We start from the raw sequence: 17,382 nt of genomic DNA on the forward strand, positions 1-17,382 counted from the left end.
GAGGAGCCAAGGCATGAAACCGATGAAACTGGCCGAGGATACCGTTTGTATGCCCGTCGCCGCGAATGCCCGCCCGATCGATCTGGTGCATCTCTCCAAATACACGCTCGGTAATCGCGATCTGGAAAATGAGCTCATGGGCCTTTTCCGGGCGCAGGCCGACGTCTATCTGGGCCGTCTCGCCGAGGCGGCCAATGATGAGGACTGGGTGTCTGCGGCACATAGCCTGAAGGGCAGCGCAAAGGCCCTCGGTGCGTGGCGGCTGGCCGATCTGGCGGAGTTCGCAGAACGCGGCGCGGCCGTGTCCGAGCGGGCCGATGCGCTGGAAGAGATCAGGGTGGCGGTCGCGGCCGTAAACGCCTTTATCGACGGCTTCCGCGAAGCTTAGGGAAGCCGGGCGTCAGTATCTCGCGGCGGGCCGTGCAACGGGGCCGTCGTCCGTGAGGGCAATATGCGTGAGCGTTTGTTCGTCATGGTTCATGCGCCATGAGAGCAGTTTCTGCGCATAGTCGAGTACGAGTGGCAGATAGGCCGGGTCGTTTGCCCGGTTCACCATCTCGTGCGGATCTTTCTCCAAATCGAAAAAGAGCGGCGGCAAATGCGTGAAGTGGACGTATTTGAACCGGTCGTCGCGGATGATGTTCATCGTGCATTGATGCAGCGTCAGGCCGAGTTTCTTCTCCGCCGTGTCGTCGGCCGGGTCGCGGAAATCGAATTCCCAATGCGCTTGCCTGCGCCATGATGCCGGTGTTTCCGGGCCTTCGAGGAAGGGGCGGAGCGAGGCGCCGTCACATTGGACGGGTGTTTCCGCGCCGATCAGGTCCAGCATGGTGGGCATGATGTCCACGTTTTCAGTGAAGCTCCGAACGACCTTGCCGCGTTCCGCATCGGCAGCGGGGCGGGGATCGCGGATGATGAGCGGAATACGGTAGGAAGCGTCGAAATAGCCGCCTTTGCCCAGCAGCCAGTGATCGCCCATCTGCTCGCCATGATCGGAGGTGAAGACGATGAGCGTATTGTCCCAGAGGCCGAGTTCCTTCAGCGAGGCGAAGACACGGCCCAGCGCATCATCCACTTCGCTCATCAGGCCGTAATAGACTGCCTTCATGCGGCGGAGCTTCTTTTCATCGTCCGGGCAGGTGTAGAGCTTGCGGGAAAGCTGATGGGCAAGCCAGGGATGTTGGTCGCCTTCCTCCTCGCGCGTTCCGGCGCGGACGAAGCCCGGCACCTCTGCGGGGTCGTACATGGAGGAATAGGGTTTCGGCGCCACGAAAGGCGGATGCGGGCGCAGCAGGGAGAGATGGGCGATGAAGGGGCCGTCTGCCTCCTTCAGGTAGTCCATCAGCCGGTTGGTGAGGAAGGCCGTGTCGTCTATCTCGGGCCCGTAGATGAGCGGGCGGGGATGCGGTGCGCCGTCCTCATATTCGGGGCCGGGCGCGCGGACGCCATAGGCATGGCGGATGTCGTCCGGCACCTCGTAGCCGTTGGCGGACAGCCAATCGGTCCAGGGTGTAGGCCAGGTGCCCATCATGCAAACGGGGCGGATGCCGGGCAGGGGACCTTCATAGGTTCGGAGCCAAGGGCTGTCATCCTGAAGTTCCCGCGGGTCGTTTGCGGTGTCGGTATAGCCGAAAAGCACCGGATCGTAGCCGATGCGGCCGGCTTCCAGCGCCCAGTTGGTGTGGCGGGCATCGAGCGGGGTGCCATTGGTGCCGGAGCGGTGGTTCTGGAGGTACATGCCGGTATGGAGCGTGGCCCGGGACGGCCCGCAAGGTGCGGCATTGGCGAAATGATTGGCGAAAAGCACGCCGTCCGCCGCCAGCGCGTCCAGATGCGGCGTTTTCACCATCGGGTGGCCCAGCGCGGACAGGCAGTCCCCCCGCCACTGGTCGGCCGTGATAAAAAGGATATTGAGCGGCTTTTCCCTTGTCGCGTCGGCGGTCATCCCCAAATCCCCTTACTTAGATACCGGGCTTGCCCAAAAGCGGCTGGACGGGCGGCAAGTCATCATGATAACTCCCTGCGAGCCTGATTTTCCGACATCACGGACAAAAGAATAAAGCAAGATGGCGAAGATTACTTATATCGAGCATAGCGGCACCGAACACGTCATCGACGTCGAGAACGGCATGACGGTGATGGAAGGTGCGATCAAGAATTCCATTCCGGGCATCGATGCCGATTGCGGCGGCGCCTGCGCCTGCGCGACGTGCCATGTCTATGTGGATGAAGCCTGGATGGACAAGGTCGGTCCGGCGGAGTCCATGGAAGAGGACATGCTCGACTTTGCGTTCGACGTGAAGCCGAACAGCCGTCTCTCTTGCCAGATCAAGGTTTCGGACGAGCTGGATGGCCTGCGCGTGACCACGCCGGAAAAGCAGTTCTGATTTTCCTTTAAATTCAATCGGTTCCGGTCTTCTGCGCTCTGGCGTCGAAGACCGTGTATTCGTGCTCGATCGACTTCTCGATCAGCAGCCGCCAGAGCGGCTCGGCGATGGCGGGGGAGAGGCCGGCGCGTTCGGCCTCGGCTACGACTTTCGCCACCACATCCTCGATCCGGGCATCGTCGCGCACGGCGCTGCGCTCACCCTTGATGTGACCGGCCTGCTCGATATAGCCCTGCCTTTCCGCCAATAATTTCACGAGTTCCCGGTCGAGCCGGTCGATCTCGCGGCGGACTTCCTGCATCGTGTTGCATTTCACCATGGGGGGCTCCGGGCATTTTCTCTAGAACTGAAACGGACCGCATATGTGCTGCAGCGCGTCACGCTGCGCGCACAACATAGGCAGAACGGCGCGTTTGTCACGGGCTGAAATGCGCTTGAATGAGCATGGTTCGGGCAAGGTTGGAGCGAGATTGAGCGTGAGGCGGGGCGAGATTGCGCGCATGCGCCCCCTGCGCTCATGGGTCGCCTCTTCGTGGCGCCAATTCGGGGGTATTTTTCTCTTGGCTCGCGGGCGCAGCGCACCTATATATGCAGCCGAACTTGTGAAATAAAATTAATCACATGGTTTGCGCGTTATTTTTGACGCGCAACTCCGCGCGACGGATACAGGTATCAAGGATGACTCAAGAAACGATCACCACGGATGTCGTCATCATCGGGGCTGGACCGGTGGGACTTTTCGCCGTCTTCGAACTGGGTCTGCTCGACCTGAAATGCCATTTGGTGGATATTCTGGACAAGCCAGGCGGGCAGTGCGCGGAGCTTTATCCCGAAAAGCCGATCTACGACATTCCCGGCCTGCCGGTGGTGAGCGGCCAGGAGCTGACCGAACGGCTGATGGAGCAGGCCGCGCCGTTCAATCCCGAATATCACTACAATGAGATGGTCGAGGAGCTTCGCAAGAACGAGGACGGAAGCTTCCACCTCAAGACGGATGGCGGACTGACCTTCCATGCCAAGGCGGTGGTGATCGCGGCGGGCGGCGGCAGCTTCCAGCCCAAGAAGCCGCCGATCCCCGGCATCGAAGCCTATGAAGGCAAGTCCGTCTTCTATTCGGTGAAGCGGATGGAAGATTTCCGCGGCAAGAACATCCTGATCTCCGGCGGCGGCGACAGCGCGCTGGACTGGACGATCAATCTCGAGCCGATCGCCAATTCCATGCAGCTCATCCATCGCCGCGACGGCTTCCGCGCCGCGCCGGACAGCGTGAACAAGATGCACGCGCTGGTGGAAGAGCAGAAAATGAAGTTCCATCTCGGCCAGATCACCGAACTTCACGGCGACAATGGTCAGCTCACCGGCGTGAGCGTGAAGGGCAATGACGGCGAGATCTTCCAGGTCGAATGCGACACGCTGCTGCCGTTCTTCGGTCTGACGATGAAGCTCGGCCCGATCGCGAACTGGGGCATCAATCTCAACGAGAACCTGATCCCGGTCGATACCGAGAAGTTCGTCACCGATGCCGAAGGCATTTACGCCATCGGCGACATCAACACCTATCCGGGCAAGCTGAAGCTCATCCTGTCGGGCTTCCACGAAGCCGCGCTGATGGCGCAGGCGGCCAAGCGCTATATCGACCCGGAAGCCAAAGTGACGTTCCAGTACACGACCTCGTCGACGAGCCTTCAGAAGAAGCTCGGCGTGGCATGATTGTCGCCGGGCTTTTCGTTGCCGGGTGAGAGTAGGAGTTCGCGTGATGCATATCGTTCTGGTTGACGGCCATGGCGCCGAGCACAAGCTGGAGGCGCTGGAAGGCTGGCGGGTGATGGAAATCATCCGCGATCACGGCTATCCCATCGTGGCCGAATGCGGCGGGGCCTGCGCCTGCGGGACGTGCCAAGTGGAAGTCGATCCGAACTGGGCGGCGAAACTGCATGAGCCGCGCGAGGACGAACTCGACATGCTGGACGAGAATTACGGTGGCGAGTGGTCGCGGCTGTCCTGCCAGATCCTGATGTCGGAAGAGCTGGACGGTCTTCGCGTCCGCCTGGCGCCGATTTCGGTGAAGGAAGCGGCCTGATATTTCATCGCCGATGAAGCGAATTTAACGGGCCCTCTTTAAGAGGGCCCGTTTCGTTTGCCGTCTCAGGCTTTATGATGCCGGGCATGAACGACACCATTGCGCTTATCGAGAACAGTTTCGAAATCTGGCCCGGGTTGTTGCGTTTCGCGGCGGCGGGCGAGGGGGCTCATGCCGCGCTTGCCGCTGCGATGGATGCCGCGCGGGAAACGTCGGGGGCGCTTCTTTCGGATGCGGAACTGCTTTCCAGCGGATTGCCGGATGTGCTGCCGCGCAGCGCCGCGGCGCGCCGTGTGACGGAGCATGTGCATCGCGTGGCCGATGCGGCGCGGCTGGAGCCCGGCCGGTTGCCGCCCGTGGTGGCGGCGTTGCCGGGCGCGGTCTGCGATCATGTGCTGGAGGCCATGGAAGAGGCCAGTGGCGACGGCTGCGAATTTCTGCTCGTGTCGCTCGGCGACGCCATGGCGGTGAAGATGGCGCGGGGGATGGCGATGCCCTTCATCCCGCATATGCCGCCGGTGCTCTGCGAATTCCTGACAGCGCTGGGACCGGGCGTTACGGGCGGCGCGGCGATGGCGGGCATCAGGGCGGAATTTCCGACCGAGGGACTTGCCGACATGGTGGGCGTGGCCGGGCGCTCGGCCGCCGAAGCCGCCTATATGGCGGTTCTGCTCTCCGACGCGGTTTATGCCGGTGGCGTTTCCATAAGGCAGGAACCGCTTCGCGACCGTATCGCCGCCATGTCATGGGAAGGGCGGAAGACGGTCTTCCAGACCGGCGCGATGGAACCGGATGCGATCCAGGAGGCCTTGTCGGGCGGTGCGCGGCGGGCATCGGCGCTGCGCGAGGCCCGGCTTCTACGCGCCGCCGTGATCGGGCTCAAGGGGCGGGGGCGGACCATCGGGCCGGTGGATGGCGACAAGCTTTTGCGGTTCGGCGTTTCCGAGTGGCGCTAGGCGCGCAGGCTCGTCATAATCCCTCCCCGATAAAGGGGAGGTACAATTTCATGGGTTTTTACGAGCGACGCATCCTGCCGCATGTCATCAACAAGGCCTGCGGCACCAAGCCGATCGACTATCAGCGCCGCAAGGTGGTACCGGCCGCGGAGGGCGTGGTCCTCGAAATCGGCATCGGCACCGGGCTTAACCTGCCATATTACGACACGAACAAGGTGACGCGGCTGATCGGGCTCGATCCGTCGGAGGAATCCTGGGTGCTGGCGGGTGAGCGCGCGCAGGCGCTGCCTTTCGATGTGGAATTCGTGGGCCTGCCGGGCGAGGAAATTCCGCTGGAGGCGAAAAGCGTCGATACGGTGCTCGTCACCTACAGCCTGTGCACCATTCCCGATCCGGTGAAGGCGCTGGAAGGCATGCGGCGCGTGCTGAAGCCGGGCGGCAAGCTCATTTTCTGCGAGCATGGCGCGGCGCCGGACGAGGCGACGCTGAAATGGCAGAACCGGATCAACCCGATGTGGAAAGTGCTTTTCGGGGGCTGCCACATCAACCGCAACATGACGGAGCTGATCCGGCAGGGCGGGTTCACCATCGACGAGATGGAGACCATGTATCTGCCGTCCACGCCGAAGATCGCCGGGTTCAATTATTGGGGCGCGGCGAAGGCATGAGCCTCGATGTCATCGGCGCCGGGTTCGGGCGGACGGGGACGTTGTCGCTCAAGCAGGCGCTGGAAGAACTCGGTTTCGTCAAATGCCACCATATGACGGAAGTGTTCCAGAACCCCGATCAGGCACCGCTGTTTCTCGCCGCCGCGCGCGGCGAGACGGTGGACTGGGAGACGGTCTTCAAGGGCTATCGGGCGATGGTGGATTTTCCCGGTTGTTCTTTCTGGCGGGAGCTGTCGGAGGCCTTTCCGCAGGCCAAGGTGGTGCTTTCCACGCGCGATCCGCAGAGCTGGTTCAAGAGCGCGTCGGAGACGATTTTTCAGGCCGTGCAGATGCAGGTCGACGATCCGGTCATGAAGCAGGTCAGCGAAATGGCGCGAGAGATCGTGCTCGAAAAGACCTTTGGCGGGGACATTTCCGAGGCGCATGCGGTGGAGGTGTTCAAGGCGCATGAGGCGGAGGTGAAGCGCGCGATCCCGGCCGACCGGCTGCTTGTCTTCGAGGCGAAGATGGGGTGGGAGCCGCTTTGCGATTTCCTCGGCGTGAAGGTGCCGGAGACGCCTTATCCGCGGACCAATAGCAGCGAAGAATTCCAGGCGAATATGGCCGGGAGAAAGTAAGGCCGGGAAAGGCGGCGGCTTGACTCTTTCCGGTCGCAAATCTAGAACAAAACAAGAACATAATTCTTGAGGCCGCACCATGAGCAAGGCCGCCCTTATTGCCGATCTGAAAGCGCGGATTGCCGCCTGCGAGGCGGGCGGCCGTCATGAGGCTGTGCAAAGGGGAGCGATTTCTCTCGGAAACGAAGCCCTGGATGCCGGTTTGCCGGGCGGCGGGTTGAAGCGCGGCGCGCTGCATGAGGTGTCGGCGGGCGAATATCGGGATATGGGCGCTGCGACCGGGTTTCTCGCGGCGCTGGCGGCGCGCTGCCAGCAGGCGGGTCATGACGCGCCGCTTCTCTGGTGCCAGATGGCGGCGCCGCCTTTCGATATGGGACCGCTTTATGCGCCGGGGCTGGCCGGGTTCGGGCTCGATCCGGCACGGCTGATCCTCGCGTCGCCCGCGAAGCCCGTGGAGCTTTTATGGGTGATGGAGGAGGCGCTGAGGGCCGGCGTGCTTTCAGGCGTGGTCGGCGAGATCGACGGGCGGTCGGCGGCGTTCGACCTGACGGCGACGCGGCGGCTGCAACTGGCGGCGGAGGAAACGGGTACGCCCGTGCTGCTTTTCACCGGGCACCGGCAAGAAGGCGAGGGTGGGGCGAGCGCGGCCACGACGCGCTGGGCGGTCGGCCCGGCGCCGGGCCGTGTGGAGGCGGATCGGGATTTTTTCGGGAACGGTTTTCCGGGGCTCGTCGGAGACCCGGTTTGGCAGGTCCGCCTTCGGAAAGCGAGAGGCGGGGTGCCTGCGTCATGGCTACTGCGCTGGAAGGCGGCGGCGTGCGCGTTCGAGGTGGGAGAGGGAGCGGAGAAGGGAACCGATCTGTCTACGGAGGATATGGCGGGCGAGGTGCCGGCCCTGCGGCGGACGGGGTGAGGGTGTCGCGCTTTTTCGTCATGGCCCGACTTGTTCGGGCCATCCACGTCTTTGACATTGTGAAAGAAAGACGTGGATGCCCCGCATGAAGCGGGGCATGACGACACAGGAGGAAGGGAACCGCCTCACCGCCAATAATAGGGCGGGTAGCCGGGGCTGTAATAGGGCCACCAGGGGCGGTTCATGCGGTCGAGGTCGCGTGAGCGGGTTTCCGCCTTGATGGCGCGGATTTCTCTCAGCTTCAGCAGGCAATTGCTGAAATCGTCCGTCCCCTCCTTGAAGCCGAGGCGCGTGCATTCCGCCTTGTCGGCTGCGAGCCGGGCCTGAGCCTGCGCGGCTTCCTCGCCCGGCGTCGTGCAGGCGGCGGTGAAAAGCGGAAGCGAAAGGGCGAAAGCCAGAAAAAGAGGTTTCATCATGCGTTTCATGGAACCGACCTCACCTTACTCGTGACCAAAGCGCATTTTACAGGCCGATCCCGACGCCGAGACCGAAACCGAAATTGGGGTTGTCGTTCATTTCCTTGCGGGCCCGGATTTCCCGCATCTTCAGGATGCAATTGCCGAATTCCTCGGTGCCTTCCTTGAAGCCGAGGTCCTTGCAGTTCTGCCGGTCTTCCAGTCTTTGCTGAGCTTGCCGTTCCTCCGTATTCGCGCAGGCGGTAAGCCCCAGAGCGGGCAGGGCGAGCATGGTTACGGCAAGTGGAATGCGCAGGCTTTTCATTGTCGAAGCTCCCGTCAGTGGTTGGGTACAGGCTAACCATAAAGATGACGAAAGGGCGGCAATTCTTTCGGGTCGCGTCGATTCGACTCGCGTCGGGGCGGGTCTCGAGTCAGAATAATGTTCCTTTTTTGTTCTATTTTACGTTCAGGTGTGATGACCGAAAAACGGCGCATTGCCTCGCTTTTTTTGCCGGACTGGCCGATGGAGCGCTTTCTGCGGGAAAGGCGCGGCCATGTGGAGCGTTCTCATGGGGAGGCCGCGGCGGCCAATGGTCGCGCCGTGTCTCCGGCGGGGCCTCGGGCGCCGGCCGCCGCCATCGTTCTTGCTGCGCCGGGGGCGGGGGGAATGCGGGTGACGGCCTGCAACGGTTCCGCCCGGGCGGCGGGGATTACGCCCGGCCAGCTCGTGCCGGATGCGACGGCGCTTTGTCCCTCCGTCGGGGTTTACGACGCCGCGCCGGAGGCGGACCGGGCCGCGCTCGACAAGCTCGCGCGCTGGTGCGGACGCTATACGCCCTGGAGCGTGGCGGACCCGGTGGGCGAGGCGAATGGCGAACCGGATGGCGTGCTGCTCGACATCAGCGGCTGCGCGCATCTTTTCGGCGGCGAAGAGGCGCTGCTTGACGAGATCGCGTCGCGGTTCGGGCGGTTCGGCTTCGGGGTGCGGGCGGGTGTCGCGTCCACGCCGGGCGCGGCCTGGGCGCTGGCCCGTTATGGCCGCGAGGCGCTGACCGTTTTGTCGCCGGGCGGCGAGCGGCAGGCATTGGCGTCCCTGCCGGTCGCGGCCCTGCGGTTGCCGTCCAATGTGGCGGACGGGCTTGCCCGGCTGGGGCTCAGGCGCGTGGGCGATCTCTATGACAAGCCGCGCGGGCCGCTGACGGCGCGGTTCGGCCCCCTGCTTGCGCGGCGGCTCGACGAGGCGCTGGGCCATGCGCCCGAACCGATTTCGCCCTCGCTGCCGCATGTGCCGTTTCGCACGCGGCTTCATTTCGCCGAGCCGATTGCGCGGCTGGAGCATGTGGAAGAGGCGGTGATGCGGCTGGCGGGCGATCTTTGTTCGCTGCTGGCCGGAGAGCACAAGGGCGCGCGGCGGCTGCGGCTGTCTCTCTATCGCGTCGATGGCGAGGTGCGCGAGCTTCATGCGGGCACGAGCGCGCCCAGCCATGAAACGCGGCATGTGGCGCGGCTGTTTCGCGAAAAGCTCGACGGGGCGGGGGAGGATTTCGATGCGGGGTTCGGTATCGAGGCGATGAGCCTTGCCTGTCTGGCCGTGGACGATCTTGCGCCGTCGCAGGAGGGGCTGACGGGCGAGGGGGCCCAGGCGCATGACCTTGCCATGCTGATCGATCGTCTGGGCAACCGGCTGGGGTCGGGGCGCATCGCGCGGGCGGAGCCGCGGGCGAGCCATATTCCAGAACGCGCCGTCGCATCCGTGCCCGCCATGCGGGGCGCGTCGCCCGCGCTTGCGGGATGGGCGCGCGAGACGGCGCATCTGCCGGAGGGCGTGTCGCGGCCGTTGAGGTTGTTGCGCGCGGCGGAGCCGGTGGAGGTGGTGGCCGAAGTGCCGGAAGGGCCGCCGCGCATCTTTCGCTGGCGGCGCGTGACCTATCGGGTCGCGCGGGCGGAAGGACCGGAGCGCATCGCACCGGAATGGTGGCGCCGGGAAAAGGGGGGCGGGCGCACGCGCGATTATTACCGGGTGGAGGATATGCAAGGCCGCCGCTTCTGGCTCTACCGCGACGGGCTTTACGCGCGCGACGAGGACGTGCCGCGCTGGTATCTGCACGGGGTTTTCGCATGAGCGATAAAGCGTACCCTCATATTCTGGGAGGATACCCCCATCCAAACCTTCCCCCTCGGCGAGGGGGAAGGCTTCCGGGCAACACGGCTCGGGCCCGCTATCTGCGCCGGAATATGACGAAGGCGGAGCAAGTGCTGTGGCGTCATTTGCGCATGAAGCAGATGGCAGGCTGGCGCTTCCGCCGTCAGTCGCCCGTGGGGCCTTACGTTGCCGATTTTCTCTGTCTGGATCCGCCTCTCATCATCGAACTGGATGGCGGGCAGCATGATCGCCGGAAGCCGCATGACGAAAAGCGAACGGCATTTCTGAATGCCAAGGGGTTTCGTGTCTTACGTTTCTGGAACAATGAGGTTCTGACGAATATCGGCGGCGTGTTGACGGTCATTCGGGAAGAAGGCTTTGCGCTCCTTGAAAGTCCTCCCCCGCTTGCGGGGGAGGATTTAGGTGGGGGTGAGGCGTGAGCGGATTTGCGGAACTGGCCGTTACCAGCAATTTCAGTTTCCTGCGCGGGGGCTCGCATGCGGACGAGCTGGTGTTGCAGGCCAGGGCGCTGGGGCTCGAAGCGATCGGGGTTGCCGACCGGAACACGCTGGCGGGGGGGGGGCGTGCGCATGCCTCGGCGAAGGCGCATGGGATGCGGCTGCTTGTCGGGGCAAGGCTCATGCTGACGGACGGGTTCGAGGCGATTGCCTATCCGCGGGACCGGGCCGCCTATGCGCGGCTGACGACGCTGCTGACGCTGGGCAATCGACGCGCGCCCAAGGGGGAATGCCATCTCGTGATGGAGGATGTGTTGGCGCATGGCGAGGGGTTCTGCTTCATCGCCATGCCGCCGGCAAAGCCGGGCGCGGCGTTCCGGGACAATCTGCGCGTGCTGTCCGATGCGTTTCCCGGGTCGGTCTGGCTCGGCGTTTCTCCGGCCTATGCAGGAGACGACGGGCGGCGGCAGGCGCGGCTTGCGGCGATGGCGCGGGAAACGGGCGTGCCGCTGATGGCGACGAATGATGTGCTTTATCATGTGTCGGCGCGAAAGCCCCTGCAGGATGTGCTCACCTGCATTCGGGAGCACGTGACGCTGGAGGAGGCGGGCTATCTCATCGAGGCCAATGCGGAGCGCCATCTGAAACCGGCGGACGAGATGCACCGTTTGCTCGGCCATCTGCCGGAGGCGCTGGCCGCGACCGCGGAGATCGTGGCGCGGTGCGGTTTCTCGCTCGACGAGCTGGCTTACGAATATCCCGACGACACTTTTTCCGCGACGGAGACGCCGCAGGAACTGCTGGAACGGCTGACATGGGAAGGGCTTGAGGAACGCTATCCGCAAGGCTGTGATGAAAAGCTCAGACAGACATTGCGCCATGAGCTTCAGCTCATCGGGGAGATGCGCTATGCGCCTTATTTTCTCACCGTCTATGACATCGTTCGTTATGCGCGCGAGCAGGACATTCTCTGTCAGGGACGGGGGTCGGCCGCCAACTCTGCCGTTTGCTACTGTCTCGGCATCACCTCGGTGGACCCGACGCAGATCGATCTTCTGTTCGAGCGTTTCATCTCGCTGGAACGCAAGGAGCCGCCTGATATCGATGTCGATTTCGAGCATGAGCGGCGCGAAGAGGTGATCCAGTACATCTATGAGAAATACGGGCGCCATCGCGCCGGGCTGGCGGCGACCGTCATCACCTATCGTTCGCGCAGCGCGGTGCGCGAAGTGGGCAAGGTGTTCGGCCTGTCGGAGGATGTGGTGGCGGCGCTGGCGAAATCCGGCTGGGGATCGAGCTCGAAAGGCGTTTCGCATGAGCGCGCGGCGGAAGCCGGGCTCGATCCGACGGATGGGCGGCTGCAACAGGTGCTGGCGCTGTCGGGCGAACTCATCGGGTTTCCACGCCATCTCTCGCAGCATGTGGGCGGGTTCGTCATCACGCGCGGCGCGCTTAGCGAGGTGGTGCCGATCCAGAACGCGGCGATGGAAGACCGCACCATCGTCGAATGGGACAAGGACGACCTCGATACGCTCGGTATACTGAAGATCGACGTGCTGGCGCTCGGCATGCTGAGCTGTATCCGCCGCGCCTTCGAGCTGCTCGATACGCATTACGGCGTGACGATGGGGCTTGCCGATGTGCCGCATGACGATGCCCGCGTCTATGGCATGCTGTGCGAGGCGGATTCCATCGGCGTCTTCCAGGTGGAAAGCCGGGCGCAGATGACCATGCTGCCACGGCTCAGGCCGCGAAAGTTCTACGACCTCGTGGTGGAGGTGGCGATTGTCCGCCCCGGTCCCATTCAGGGCGACATGGTGCATCCCTATCTGCGCCGTCGCCACGGCAAGGAGCCGGTCGAGTTTCCTTCCGACGCGCTGCGCGAGGTGCTGGGCAAGACCTATGGCGTGCCGCTCTTTCAGGAGCAGGCGATGAAGATGGCGATTGTCGCGGCGGGGTTCAGCCCGCAGGAAGCCGATTTGCTGCGCCGGGCCATGGCGACTTTCCGCAAGACGGGCACGATCGGTCATTACCGCGAAAAGTTCATCGCCGGCATGGAGGCAAACGGGTACGAGACCGATTTCGCCGAGCGCTGTTTCAAGCAGATCGAGGGATTTGCCGATTACGGCTTTCCCGAAAGCCATGCGGCGAGCTTCGCGCTGCTCGCCTATGTGTCGGCCTGGCTCAAATATTACTACCCGGATGTTTTCTGCGCGGCGATTTTGAACTCGCAGCCCATGGGCTTTTACGCGCCCGCCCAGCTCGTGCGCGATGCGCGCGAACATGGCGCGGAGATGCGCGCGGTCGATGTGAATTTCAGCAATTGGGACTGCGCGCTTGAACCGCTCGACAAGGCCGAAGAGGCAAAGCTGCCCGGCAACCGGTGTGCGGTACGGCTGGGCCTCCGCCAGGTGAAGGGGTTCCATGCGGGCGATGGCGAAACCGTCGAGGCGCGGCGGGGCAAGGGGTTCGACAGCGTTCGGCATATGTGGCTCGCAACGGGGCTGGCGCCGCGCGTGGTGGAACGGCTGGCGGATGCGGATGCTTTCCGTTCCCTCGGGCTCGACAGGCGCGCCGCGCTCTGGGCCGTGCGGGGGCTCGGCGGGTATGGGGGCGGACATAAGAGCGGATATGGGGGCGGACAGAACGGCAAGATGCCGGCGGCGCTGCCGCTTTTCGCTGCGATGGAGGAGGGCGGTTTCCAGACGGAAGAGGAAACGGCGCTGCCGCCCATGCCGCTGGGCGAGCATGTCGCGCTGGATTATTCGACGCTGCGCCTGTCGCTGAAGGCGCATCCGGTTTCATTTCTGCGCTCGCGCCTTGTTGCGCGGGGCGTGGCGGCGAATGAAAGGCTGCAGCATATCGACGATCGGAAGCGCGTGAGCGTGGCGGGGATCGTGCTGGCGCGTCAGCGGCCTGGCACGGCGAGCGGCGTCATCTTCGCGACGCTGGAGGATGAAACGGGGATTGCCAACATCGTGATCTGGCCCCGGGTGTTCGAGACCTATCGCCGGATCGTGCTGACCTCGCGGCTGATGATGGTGCGCGGCCGCGTACAGAAGGAAGGGCGCGTTATCCATGTGGTGGCCGACGAGCTGACCGACCTGACGGATGAGCTGGGGCTTCTCTACGGCATGGACGAGAGTTCCATCAGGGGGCGAACGGCGCGTTTGCTTCCCAATAGCCGCGATTTTCACTGAAGGCGGCTATCTTATCCTGCCATTGTATTTGCCGAAGGCGAGTTCGTTGCTGTTCTTCGGGCGCCATATCTTCTCGACGATCACGCCGGAAAGCTCCGTGACGAGAAAAAGACCGATAGCGGGCGTGGCGCCCTGATAGAGCGCGAACAGGATCAGAACCGATACGGCCAAACGGCCCAGCGAATCGATCCGCGCGTTGAACTCGCTCGGGTCGTGGAGCCTGGCAAGCGCCCAGACGACCCCGAGCAGGCCGGTGACATGGATAAACAGCATCGAAATGGGGTTCAGAACCGGAAAACCGGTAAACCAGCCTATCGCATAATCCAGCCGATAGAGGAGCGTGATGACCCATTCTCCGACAAAGGGAATGGCAAGGGGCAGGGTGATTGCGAGATCGAGCCAGGCAAAGGCCCGTGTCAGCCGTCGACGCCGGGGCGACTCCTTCATTCTTTCCATGTTTTCCATGTCCCTATTGCGGCCTCCAATGCGACGATAGGTCAACCCCGGGGACGCCATTTAGCGGCTGTTTCTGATATAAGGGGCAGCGCGGGTATGGCGTCACGAGAGCGGGTTGCGAATGTCCAGAAAATTCCTCTGGGTCGGTGGGCTGATATTGCTGGGCGTCCTCGCGGGCGGCCTTTTTCTGATTTTCAGCCCGGCAAGTGTACAGACGGTAAAGCCGCATCGCGGCGAGGCGGTGGAAGCGGTCTATGCCACGGGGACGGTCGAATCCGTTCGTTACGCCTATGTTGGGTCCAAGGTTATCGGCCGTGTGACCGATGTGCCGGTGCGCGAGGGAGAAAAGGTGAGCGAGGGGCAGGTGCTCGCCGTTCTCGATGCCCGTGAGGCCATTTCACAGCTTCAGGAAGCGCGGGCGAAGCTCGATCTTGCCCGCTCCGATCTTTCGCGCGCCAGGCGCCTCTTCAAGGGCGGTCATGTTTCCAAAGCGGCGCTCGATCAGGCGGTGAGCGTGTCGCAGGCCGCCGAAAGCGCCGTCGAGGGCGCCAAGGCAAGGCTCGACGAGCATTTCATTCTGGCGCCGCTCACAGGCGAAGTTCTGCGTTCGGTGAAGCAGATCAAGCCCGGCGACATGGTGGGCGCCAACCAGAATCTTTTCCTGATCGGCGATCCCTCTTCGCTGGAAATCAACGCCGAGGTCGATGAGGAAGACATTCCGCGCATCAAGCCGGGGCAGGTCGCGCTCATTCGCGCGGATGCGTTTTCCGGCCAGGCGCTGAAGGGCAGGGTGAGCCGGATCACGCCGCATGGCGACCCGGTGGCGCGGACCTATCGCGTCTATATTTTGCTGCCGTCCGACACGCCGCTGCTTTCCGGCATGACGACGGAAATCAATATCGTCGTCGATGAGCGCAAGGATGCGCTGCTTGTGCCCGTTACGGCGATATCGGGCGCGGGGGTCTGGGTGTTCAAGGATGGCCGGGCGCATCTTGCCGATGTGACGCTCGGCACGGTGGGCGAGGAAATGGCGGAGATCAAAAGCGGTCTCGACGACACGGCCGAGGTTATCGCGAACCCGCCGTCCGGTCTTGAAGAGGGGCAGCGTGTGCAGGCGGCCCCGGCCGAAAAGGACTAGGGCCCCCATGTTCTGGCGTGTCGCCTTTTCCATCGCGGCTGCGCAGCTGACCCATCGGCGCCGGCAGACCGTCGTGTCGGTGCTGGGCGTGGCGCTGGGCGTGGGCTTCTTTATCGGCGTCTCCAGCATCATGTCCGGCTCGGAAAAGGATTTCGTGGACCGGCTGGTGAACAGCTCGCCGCATATCACCGTCAAGGACGAGTTCCGCCACCCTGCCAAGCAGCCGGTCTTCATCCGGTTTCCCAAGGCGGCGGTGAAGCTGGAAAACGTCAAGCCGCGGGAATATCTGCGCGGCATCAAGAACTATGGCGAGAAGGTGGAGGAACTGTCGAAGCGGCCGGGCTATATCGCCGAAGCCGCGCTGACGGGACAGGCCATCGTGCGCTATGCCAACAAGGATGTGAGCGCCTCGCTGATCGGCATCGATCCGTCCAAGGAAAAACTGCTGACCAAGGTTGCCGAGGATATGAGGGAGGGCAGCCTCGAGCGGCTGCGCACCGCATCCGACGGGATCGTGATCGGCTCGGGCATGTCCACCAGGCTGAGCCTGAAGCTCGGCGATCTCGCGACGGTGGTGTCTCCGGCGGGGCTGGTGAAACGTATGAAGGTGGTGGGGATCTTCCACACCGGCAATCTGCTGCTCGACGAGGGGCAGATCTACATGCTGCTCAAGGATGCGCAGGTGCTGCTCGACAAGCCCTTCATCGCCAACCAGCTTCGCATCAAGGTGCCCGATCCGAACCAGGCGGAGGCCATCGCCGCGGGGCTGGAAGCGCGCTGGGGCTATCGCTCGGAAAGCTGGCAGGAAGTGAACCGGGACATTCTCGGTCTTTTCATCATCCGTAATGCGATCATGTATTCCATCGTCTCGGCGATCATGATCGTGGCCTCGTTCGGCATCTTCAACATCATCTCGACGGTGGTGCTGGAGAAGCGCCGCGACATTGCCATCCTGATGTCGATGGGATTTCGCGAGGCCGACATCCAGTACATCTTTCTGATGCAGGGTTTTCTTGTCGGCGTGCTCGGCATGCTGATGGGGTGGGCTATCGGCTGGGGCCTGCTGGGTATTCTGGGGCAGGTGAAGTTCAACGTGCCAGGCATGGCGGACCGGCAGGGCTTCGTCCTCGACTGGGGCATCTTTCAATGGGCGGTCGGCGGTGCCTTCTCGCTGATCGCAGCGATCGGCGCGGCCTGGATCCCGGCGCGCAAGGCGGCGCAGGTGCAGCCGGTGGACATCATCCGGGGGGCTGTGTGATGGGGGCGGCACGGCTCCAGGAAGGTGTTCTCGTCGAGGCGCGCAACGTAACGCGCATTCTCGATCTCGCCGTGCCGGTGCGGCTCGTTCACGATATCGACCTGAAAGTGGAGAGCGGCGAGTTCGTCACGATCACCGGGCCGTCCGGCTCCGGCAAATCCTCGCTGCTCTATCTGCTCGGGCTGCTGGATGTGCCGAGCGAAGGCGAGGTGCTGATCGGCGGACAGACGACGGCGGGGCTTTCGTCGAACGAGCTGGCGGCGCTGCGGCTATCGCGTCTCGGCTTCGTCTTCCAGTTTCATTTCCTGCTGCCGGAATTCAGCGTGCTGCATAATGTGGCGCTGCCCATGCGGCGTCTCGGGCGGCTGAGCGAAAAGGAGCTGACGGAGCGCGGTCTGGCGCTTCTCGACCGGCTGGGGATCGCCGACCAGGCGGAGAAGATGCCGGACCAGCTTTCGGGCGGCCAGCGCCAGCGCGTGGCGATTGCGCGCTCGCTCGGCAACGATCCGCATATCATTCTGGCGGACGAGCCCACCGGCAATCTCGATACGAAAAACAGCGAGGTGGTGCGCGATATCTTCCGGCGGCTGGCGGAGGAAGAGGGGCGCACCATCATCGCGGTCACGCATGAGCCCGCCTTCGCGGAAGCGGCGATGCGCAATGTGCATCTGGTGGATGGCGAGATCGTGTCGGATACGAAACACGGCTAG

Annotated in this window: 19 protein-coding genes; 14 read left to right on the forward strand and 5 right to left on the reverse strand. The window is 63.5% G+C overall.

What is annotated here, in order from left to right; genetic code table 11:
- The first annotated feature begins 13 nt into the window (after positions 1-13).
- Complete coding sequence (locus tag CMI59_RS11935) at positions 14-388, forward strand: Hpt domain-containing protein (RefSeq protein ID WP_293328478.1); 375 nt, start codon at positions 14-16, stop codon at positions 386-388.
- A 12-nt stretch (positions 389-400) separates the two neighbouring features.
- On the opposite strand, the gene CMI59_RS11940 is transcribed toward CMI59_RS11935, so the two are convergent.
- Positions 401-1,945 carry an alkaline phosphatase family protein gene (locus CMI59_RS11940; protein ID WP_293328479.1) on the reverse strand — a complete coding sequence of 515 codons (1,545 nt, stop codon included), beginning with the start codon at positions 1,943-1,945 and terminating at the stop codon, positions 401-403.
- Between the two features lie 121 nt (positions 1,946-2,066).
- Between CMI59_RS11940 and CMI59_RS11945 the strand changes: the two genes are divergently transcribed.
- Positions 2,067-2,387: a 2Fe-2S iron-sulfur cluster-binding protein gene (locus CMI59_RS11945; protein ID WP_293328480.1), complete on the forward strand. Its 321-nt coding sequence runs from the start codon at positions 2,067-2,069 to the stop codon at positions 2,385-2,387.
- Between the two features lie 13 nt (positions 2,388-2,400).
- Here CMI59_RS11945 and CMI59_RS11950 read toward each other — a convergent pair whose 3' ends face one another.
- Entirely contained in the window at positions 2,401-2,706 is a 306-nt protein-coding gene (locus tag CMI59_RS11950; RefSeq protein WP_293328481.1) for a chorismate mutase, read from the reverse strand.
- A 359-nt stretch (positions 2,707-3,065) separates the two neighbouring features.
- Between CMI59_RS11950 and CMI59_RS11955 the strand changes: the two genes are divergently transcribed.
- From CMI59_RS11955 to CMI59_RS11980, 6 genes are all read left to right on the forward strand, one after another.
- Entirely contained in the window at positions 3,066-4,097 is a 1,032-nt protein-coding gene (locus CMI59_RS11955; RefSeq protein ID WP_293328482.1) for an NAD(P)/FAD-dependent oxidoreductase, read from the forward strand.
- 46 nt (positions 4,098-4,143) lie between these two features.
- Positions 4,144-4,467, forward strand: coding sequence for a 2Fe-2S iron-sulfur cluster-binding protein (locus tag CMI59_RS11960; RefSeq protein WP_293328483.1), 324 nt, complete (start codon positions 4,144-4,146; stop codon positions 4,465-4,467).
- 86 nt (positions 4,468-4,553) lie between these two features.
- A complete protein-coding gene (locus CMI59_RS11965; RefSeq protein WP_293328484.1) occupies positions 4,554-5,423 on the forward strand; it encodes a hypothetical protein in 870 nt (289 codons plus the stop codon).
- A 50-nt stretch (positions 5,424-5,473) separates the two neighbouring features.
- On the forward strand, positions 5,474-6,091 hold the full coding sequence (locus CMI59_RS11970; RefSeq protein ID WP_293328485.1) for a class I SAM-dependent methyltransferase: 618 nt from the start codon (positions 5,474-5,476) through the stop codon (positions 6,089-6,091).
- Positions 6,088-6,708 (forward strand): sulfotransferase family protein, encoded by a 621-nt coding sequence (locus CMI59_RS11975; RefSeq protein ID WP_293328486.1) that lies wholly within the window; start codon positions 6,088-6,090, stop codon positions 6,706-6,708. The genes CMI59_RS11970 and CMI59_RS11975 overlap by 4 nt, the downstream gene beginning before the upstream one ends.
- Positions 6,709-6,787: 79 nt before the next feature.
- Entirely contained in the window at positions 6,788-7,621 is an 834-nt protein-coding gene (locus CMI59_RS11980) for a hypothetical protein (RefSeq protein WP_293328487.1), read from the forward strand.
- Between the two features lie 125 nt (positions 7,622-7,746).
- On the opposite strand, the gene CMI59_RS11985 is transcribed toward CMI59_RS11980, so the two are convergent.
- Together CMI59_RS11985 and CMI59_RS11990 are read right to left on the reverse strand one after the other, a co-directional pair.
- Positions 7,747-8,046 (reverse strand): hypothetical protein, encoded by a 300-nt coding sequence (locus CMI59_RS11985; protein WP_293328488.1) that lies wholly within the window; start codon positions 8,044-8,046, stop codon positions 7,747-7,749.
- A 37-nt stretch (positions 8,047-8,083) separates the two neighbouring features.
- Positions 8,084-8,341 carry a hypothetical protein gene (locus CMI59_RS11990; RefSeq protein WP_293328489.1) on the reverse strand — a complete coding sequence of 86 codons (258 nt, stop codon included), beginning with the start codon at positions 8,339-8,341 and terminating at the stop codon, positions 8,084-8,086.
- 153 nt (positions 8,342-8,494) lie between these two features.
- Here CMI59_RS11990 and CMI59_RS11995 point away from each other — a divergent pair, with 153 nt between their 5' ends.
- From CMI59_RS11995 to CMI59_RS12005, 3 genes are read left to right on the forward strand one after another with little or no spacing between them, the layout of a single operon-like run.
- On the forward strand, positions 8,495-10,141 hold the full coding sequence (locus CMI59_RS11995) for a DUF6504 family protein (protein ID WP_293328490.1): 1,647 nt from the start codon (positions 8,495-8,497) through the stop codon (positions 10,139-10,141).
- Positions 10,142-10,164: 23 nt separating this feature from the next.
- Complete coding sequence (locus tag CMI59_RS12000; protein WP_293328517.1) at positions 10,165-10,602, forward strand: endonuclease domain-containing protein; 438 nt, start codon at positions 10,165-10,167, stop codon at positions 10,600-10,602.
- Positions 10,599-13,820: an error-prone DNA polymerase gene (locus tag CMI59_RS12005; RefSeq protein WP_293328491.1), complete on the forward strand. Its 3,222-nt coding sequence runs from the start codon at positions 10,599-10,601 to the stop codon at positions 13,818-13,820. The genes CMI59_RS12000 and CMI59_RS12005 overlap by 4 nt, the downstream gene beginning before the upstream one ends.
- A gap of 6 nt (positions 13,821-13,826) precedes the next feature.
- Here CMI59_RS12005 and CMI59_RS12010 read toward each other — a convergent pair whose 3' ends face one another.
- Entirely contained in the window at positions 13,827-14,276 is a 450-nt protein-coding gene (locus tag CMI59_RS12010; protein ID WP_293328492.1) for a hypothetical protein, read from the reverse strand.
- Positions 14,277-14,397: 121 nt separating this feature from the next.
- Here CMI59_RS12010 and CMI59_RS12015 point away from each other — a divergent pair, with 121 nt between their 5' ends.
- Genes CMI59_RS12015 through CMI59_RS12025 form a run of 3 tightly spaced genes read left to right on the forward strand, consistent with a single transcriptional unit; the run spans position 14,398 to position 17,382 of the window.
- The gene (locus CMI59_RS12015) at positions 14,398-15,414 is read left to right on the forward strand and encodes an efflux RND transporter periplasmic adaptor subunit (RefSeq protein ID WP_293328493.1); all 1,017 of its coding nucleotides are present in this window, start codon (positions 14,398-14,400) and stop codon (positions 15,412-15,414) included.
- Between the two features lie 7 nt (positions 15,415-15,421).
- The gene (locus CMI59_RS12020; protein ID WP_293328494.1) at positions 15,422-16,672 is read left to right on the forward strand and encodes an ABC transporter permease; all 1,251 of its coding nucleotides are present in this window, start codon (positions 15,422-15,424) and stop codon (positions 16,670-16,672) included.
- Positions 16,672-17,382 carry an ABC transporter ATP-binding protein gene (locus CMI59_RS12025; RefSeq protein ID WP_293328495.1) on the forward strand — a complete coding sequence of 237 codons (711 nt, stop codon included), beginning with the start codon at positions 16,672-16,674 and terminating at the stop codon, positions 17,380-17,382. Before CMI59_RS12020 ends, CMI59_RS12025 begins: the two co-directional genes overlap by 1 nt.

Origin of the sequence: Parvibaculum sp., assembly GCF_002684405.1 — a bacterium.
Taxonomy (GTDB): Bacteria; Pseudomonadota; Alphaproteobacteria; order Parvibaculales; family Parvibaculaceae; genus Parvibaculum.

Bases quoted from the DNA above. Each gene is read 5' to 3' on its own strand.
- CMI59_RS11935 (WP_293328478.1), top strand. From the start codon at position 14: ATGAAACCGATGAAACTGGCCGAGGATACCGTTTGTATGCCCGTCGCC.
- CMI59_RS11940 (WP_293328479.1), bottom strand. From the start codon at position 1,945: ATGACCGCCGACGCGACAAGGGAAAAGCCGCTCAATATCCTTTTTATC.
- CMI59_RS11945 (WP_293328480.1), top strand. From the start codon at position 2,067: ATGGCGAAGATTACTTATATCGAGCATAGCGGCACCGAACACGTCATC.
- CMI59_RS11950 (WP_293328481.1), bottom strand. From the start codon at position 2,706: ATGGTGAAATGCAACACGATGCAGGAAGTCCGCCGCGAGATCGACCGG.
- CMI59_RS11955 (WP_293328482.1), top strand. From the start codon at position 3,066: ATGACTCAAGAAACGATCACCACGGATGTCGTCATCATCGGGGCTGGA.
- CMI59_RS11960 (WP_293328483.1), top strand. From the start codon at position 4,144: ATGCATATCGTTCTGGTTGACGGCCATGGCGCCGAGCACAAGCTGGAG.
- CMI59_RS11965 (WP_293328484.1), top strand. From the start codon at position 4,554: ATGAACGACACCATTGCGCTTATCGAGAACAGTTTCGAAATCTGGCCC.
- CMI59_RS11970 (WP_293328485.1), top strand. From the start codon at position 5,474: ATGGGTTTTTACGAGCGACGCATCCTGCCGCATGTCATCAACAAGGCC.
- CMI59_RS11975 (WP_293328486.1), top strand. From the start codon at position 6,088: ATGAGCCTCGATGTCATCGGCGCCGGGTTCGGGCGGACGGGGACGTTG.
- CMI59_RS11980 (WP_293328487.1), top strand. From the start codon at position 6,788: ATGAGCAAGGCCGCCCTTATTGCCGATCTGAAAGCGCGGATTGCCGCC.
- CMI59_RS11985 (WP_293328488.1), bottom strand. From the start codon at position 8,046: ATGAAACGCATGATGAAACCTCTTTTTCTGGCTTTCGCCCTTTCGCTT.
- CMI59_RS11990 (WP_293328489.1), bottom strand. From the start codon at position 8,341: ATGAAAAGCCTGCGCATTCCACTTGCCGTAACCATGCTCGCCCTGCCC.
- CMI59_RS11995 (WP_293328490.1), top strand. From the start codon at position 8,495: ATGACCGAAAAACGGCGCATTGCCTCGCTTTTTTTGCCGGACTGGCCG.
- CMI59_RS12010 (WP_293328492.1), bottom strand. From the start codon at position 14,276: ATGGAAAGAATGAAGGAGTCGCCCCGGCGTCGACGGCTGACACGGGCC.
- CMI59_RS12015 (WP_293328493.1), top strand. From the start codon at position 14,398: ATGTCCAGAAAATTCCTCTGGGTCGGTGGGCTGATATTGCTGGGCGTC.
- CMI59_RS12020 (WP_293328494.1), top strand. From the start codon at position 15,422: ATGTTCTGGCGTGTCGCCTTTTCCATCGCGGCTGCGCAGCTGACCCAT.
- CMI59_RS12025 (WP_293328495.1), top strand. From the start codon at position 16,672: ATGGGGGCGGCACGGCTCCAGGAAGGTGTTCTCGTCGAGGCGCGCAAC.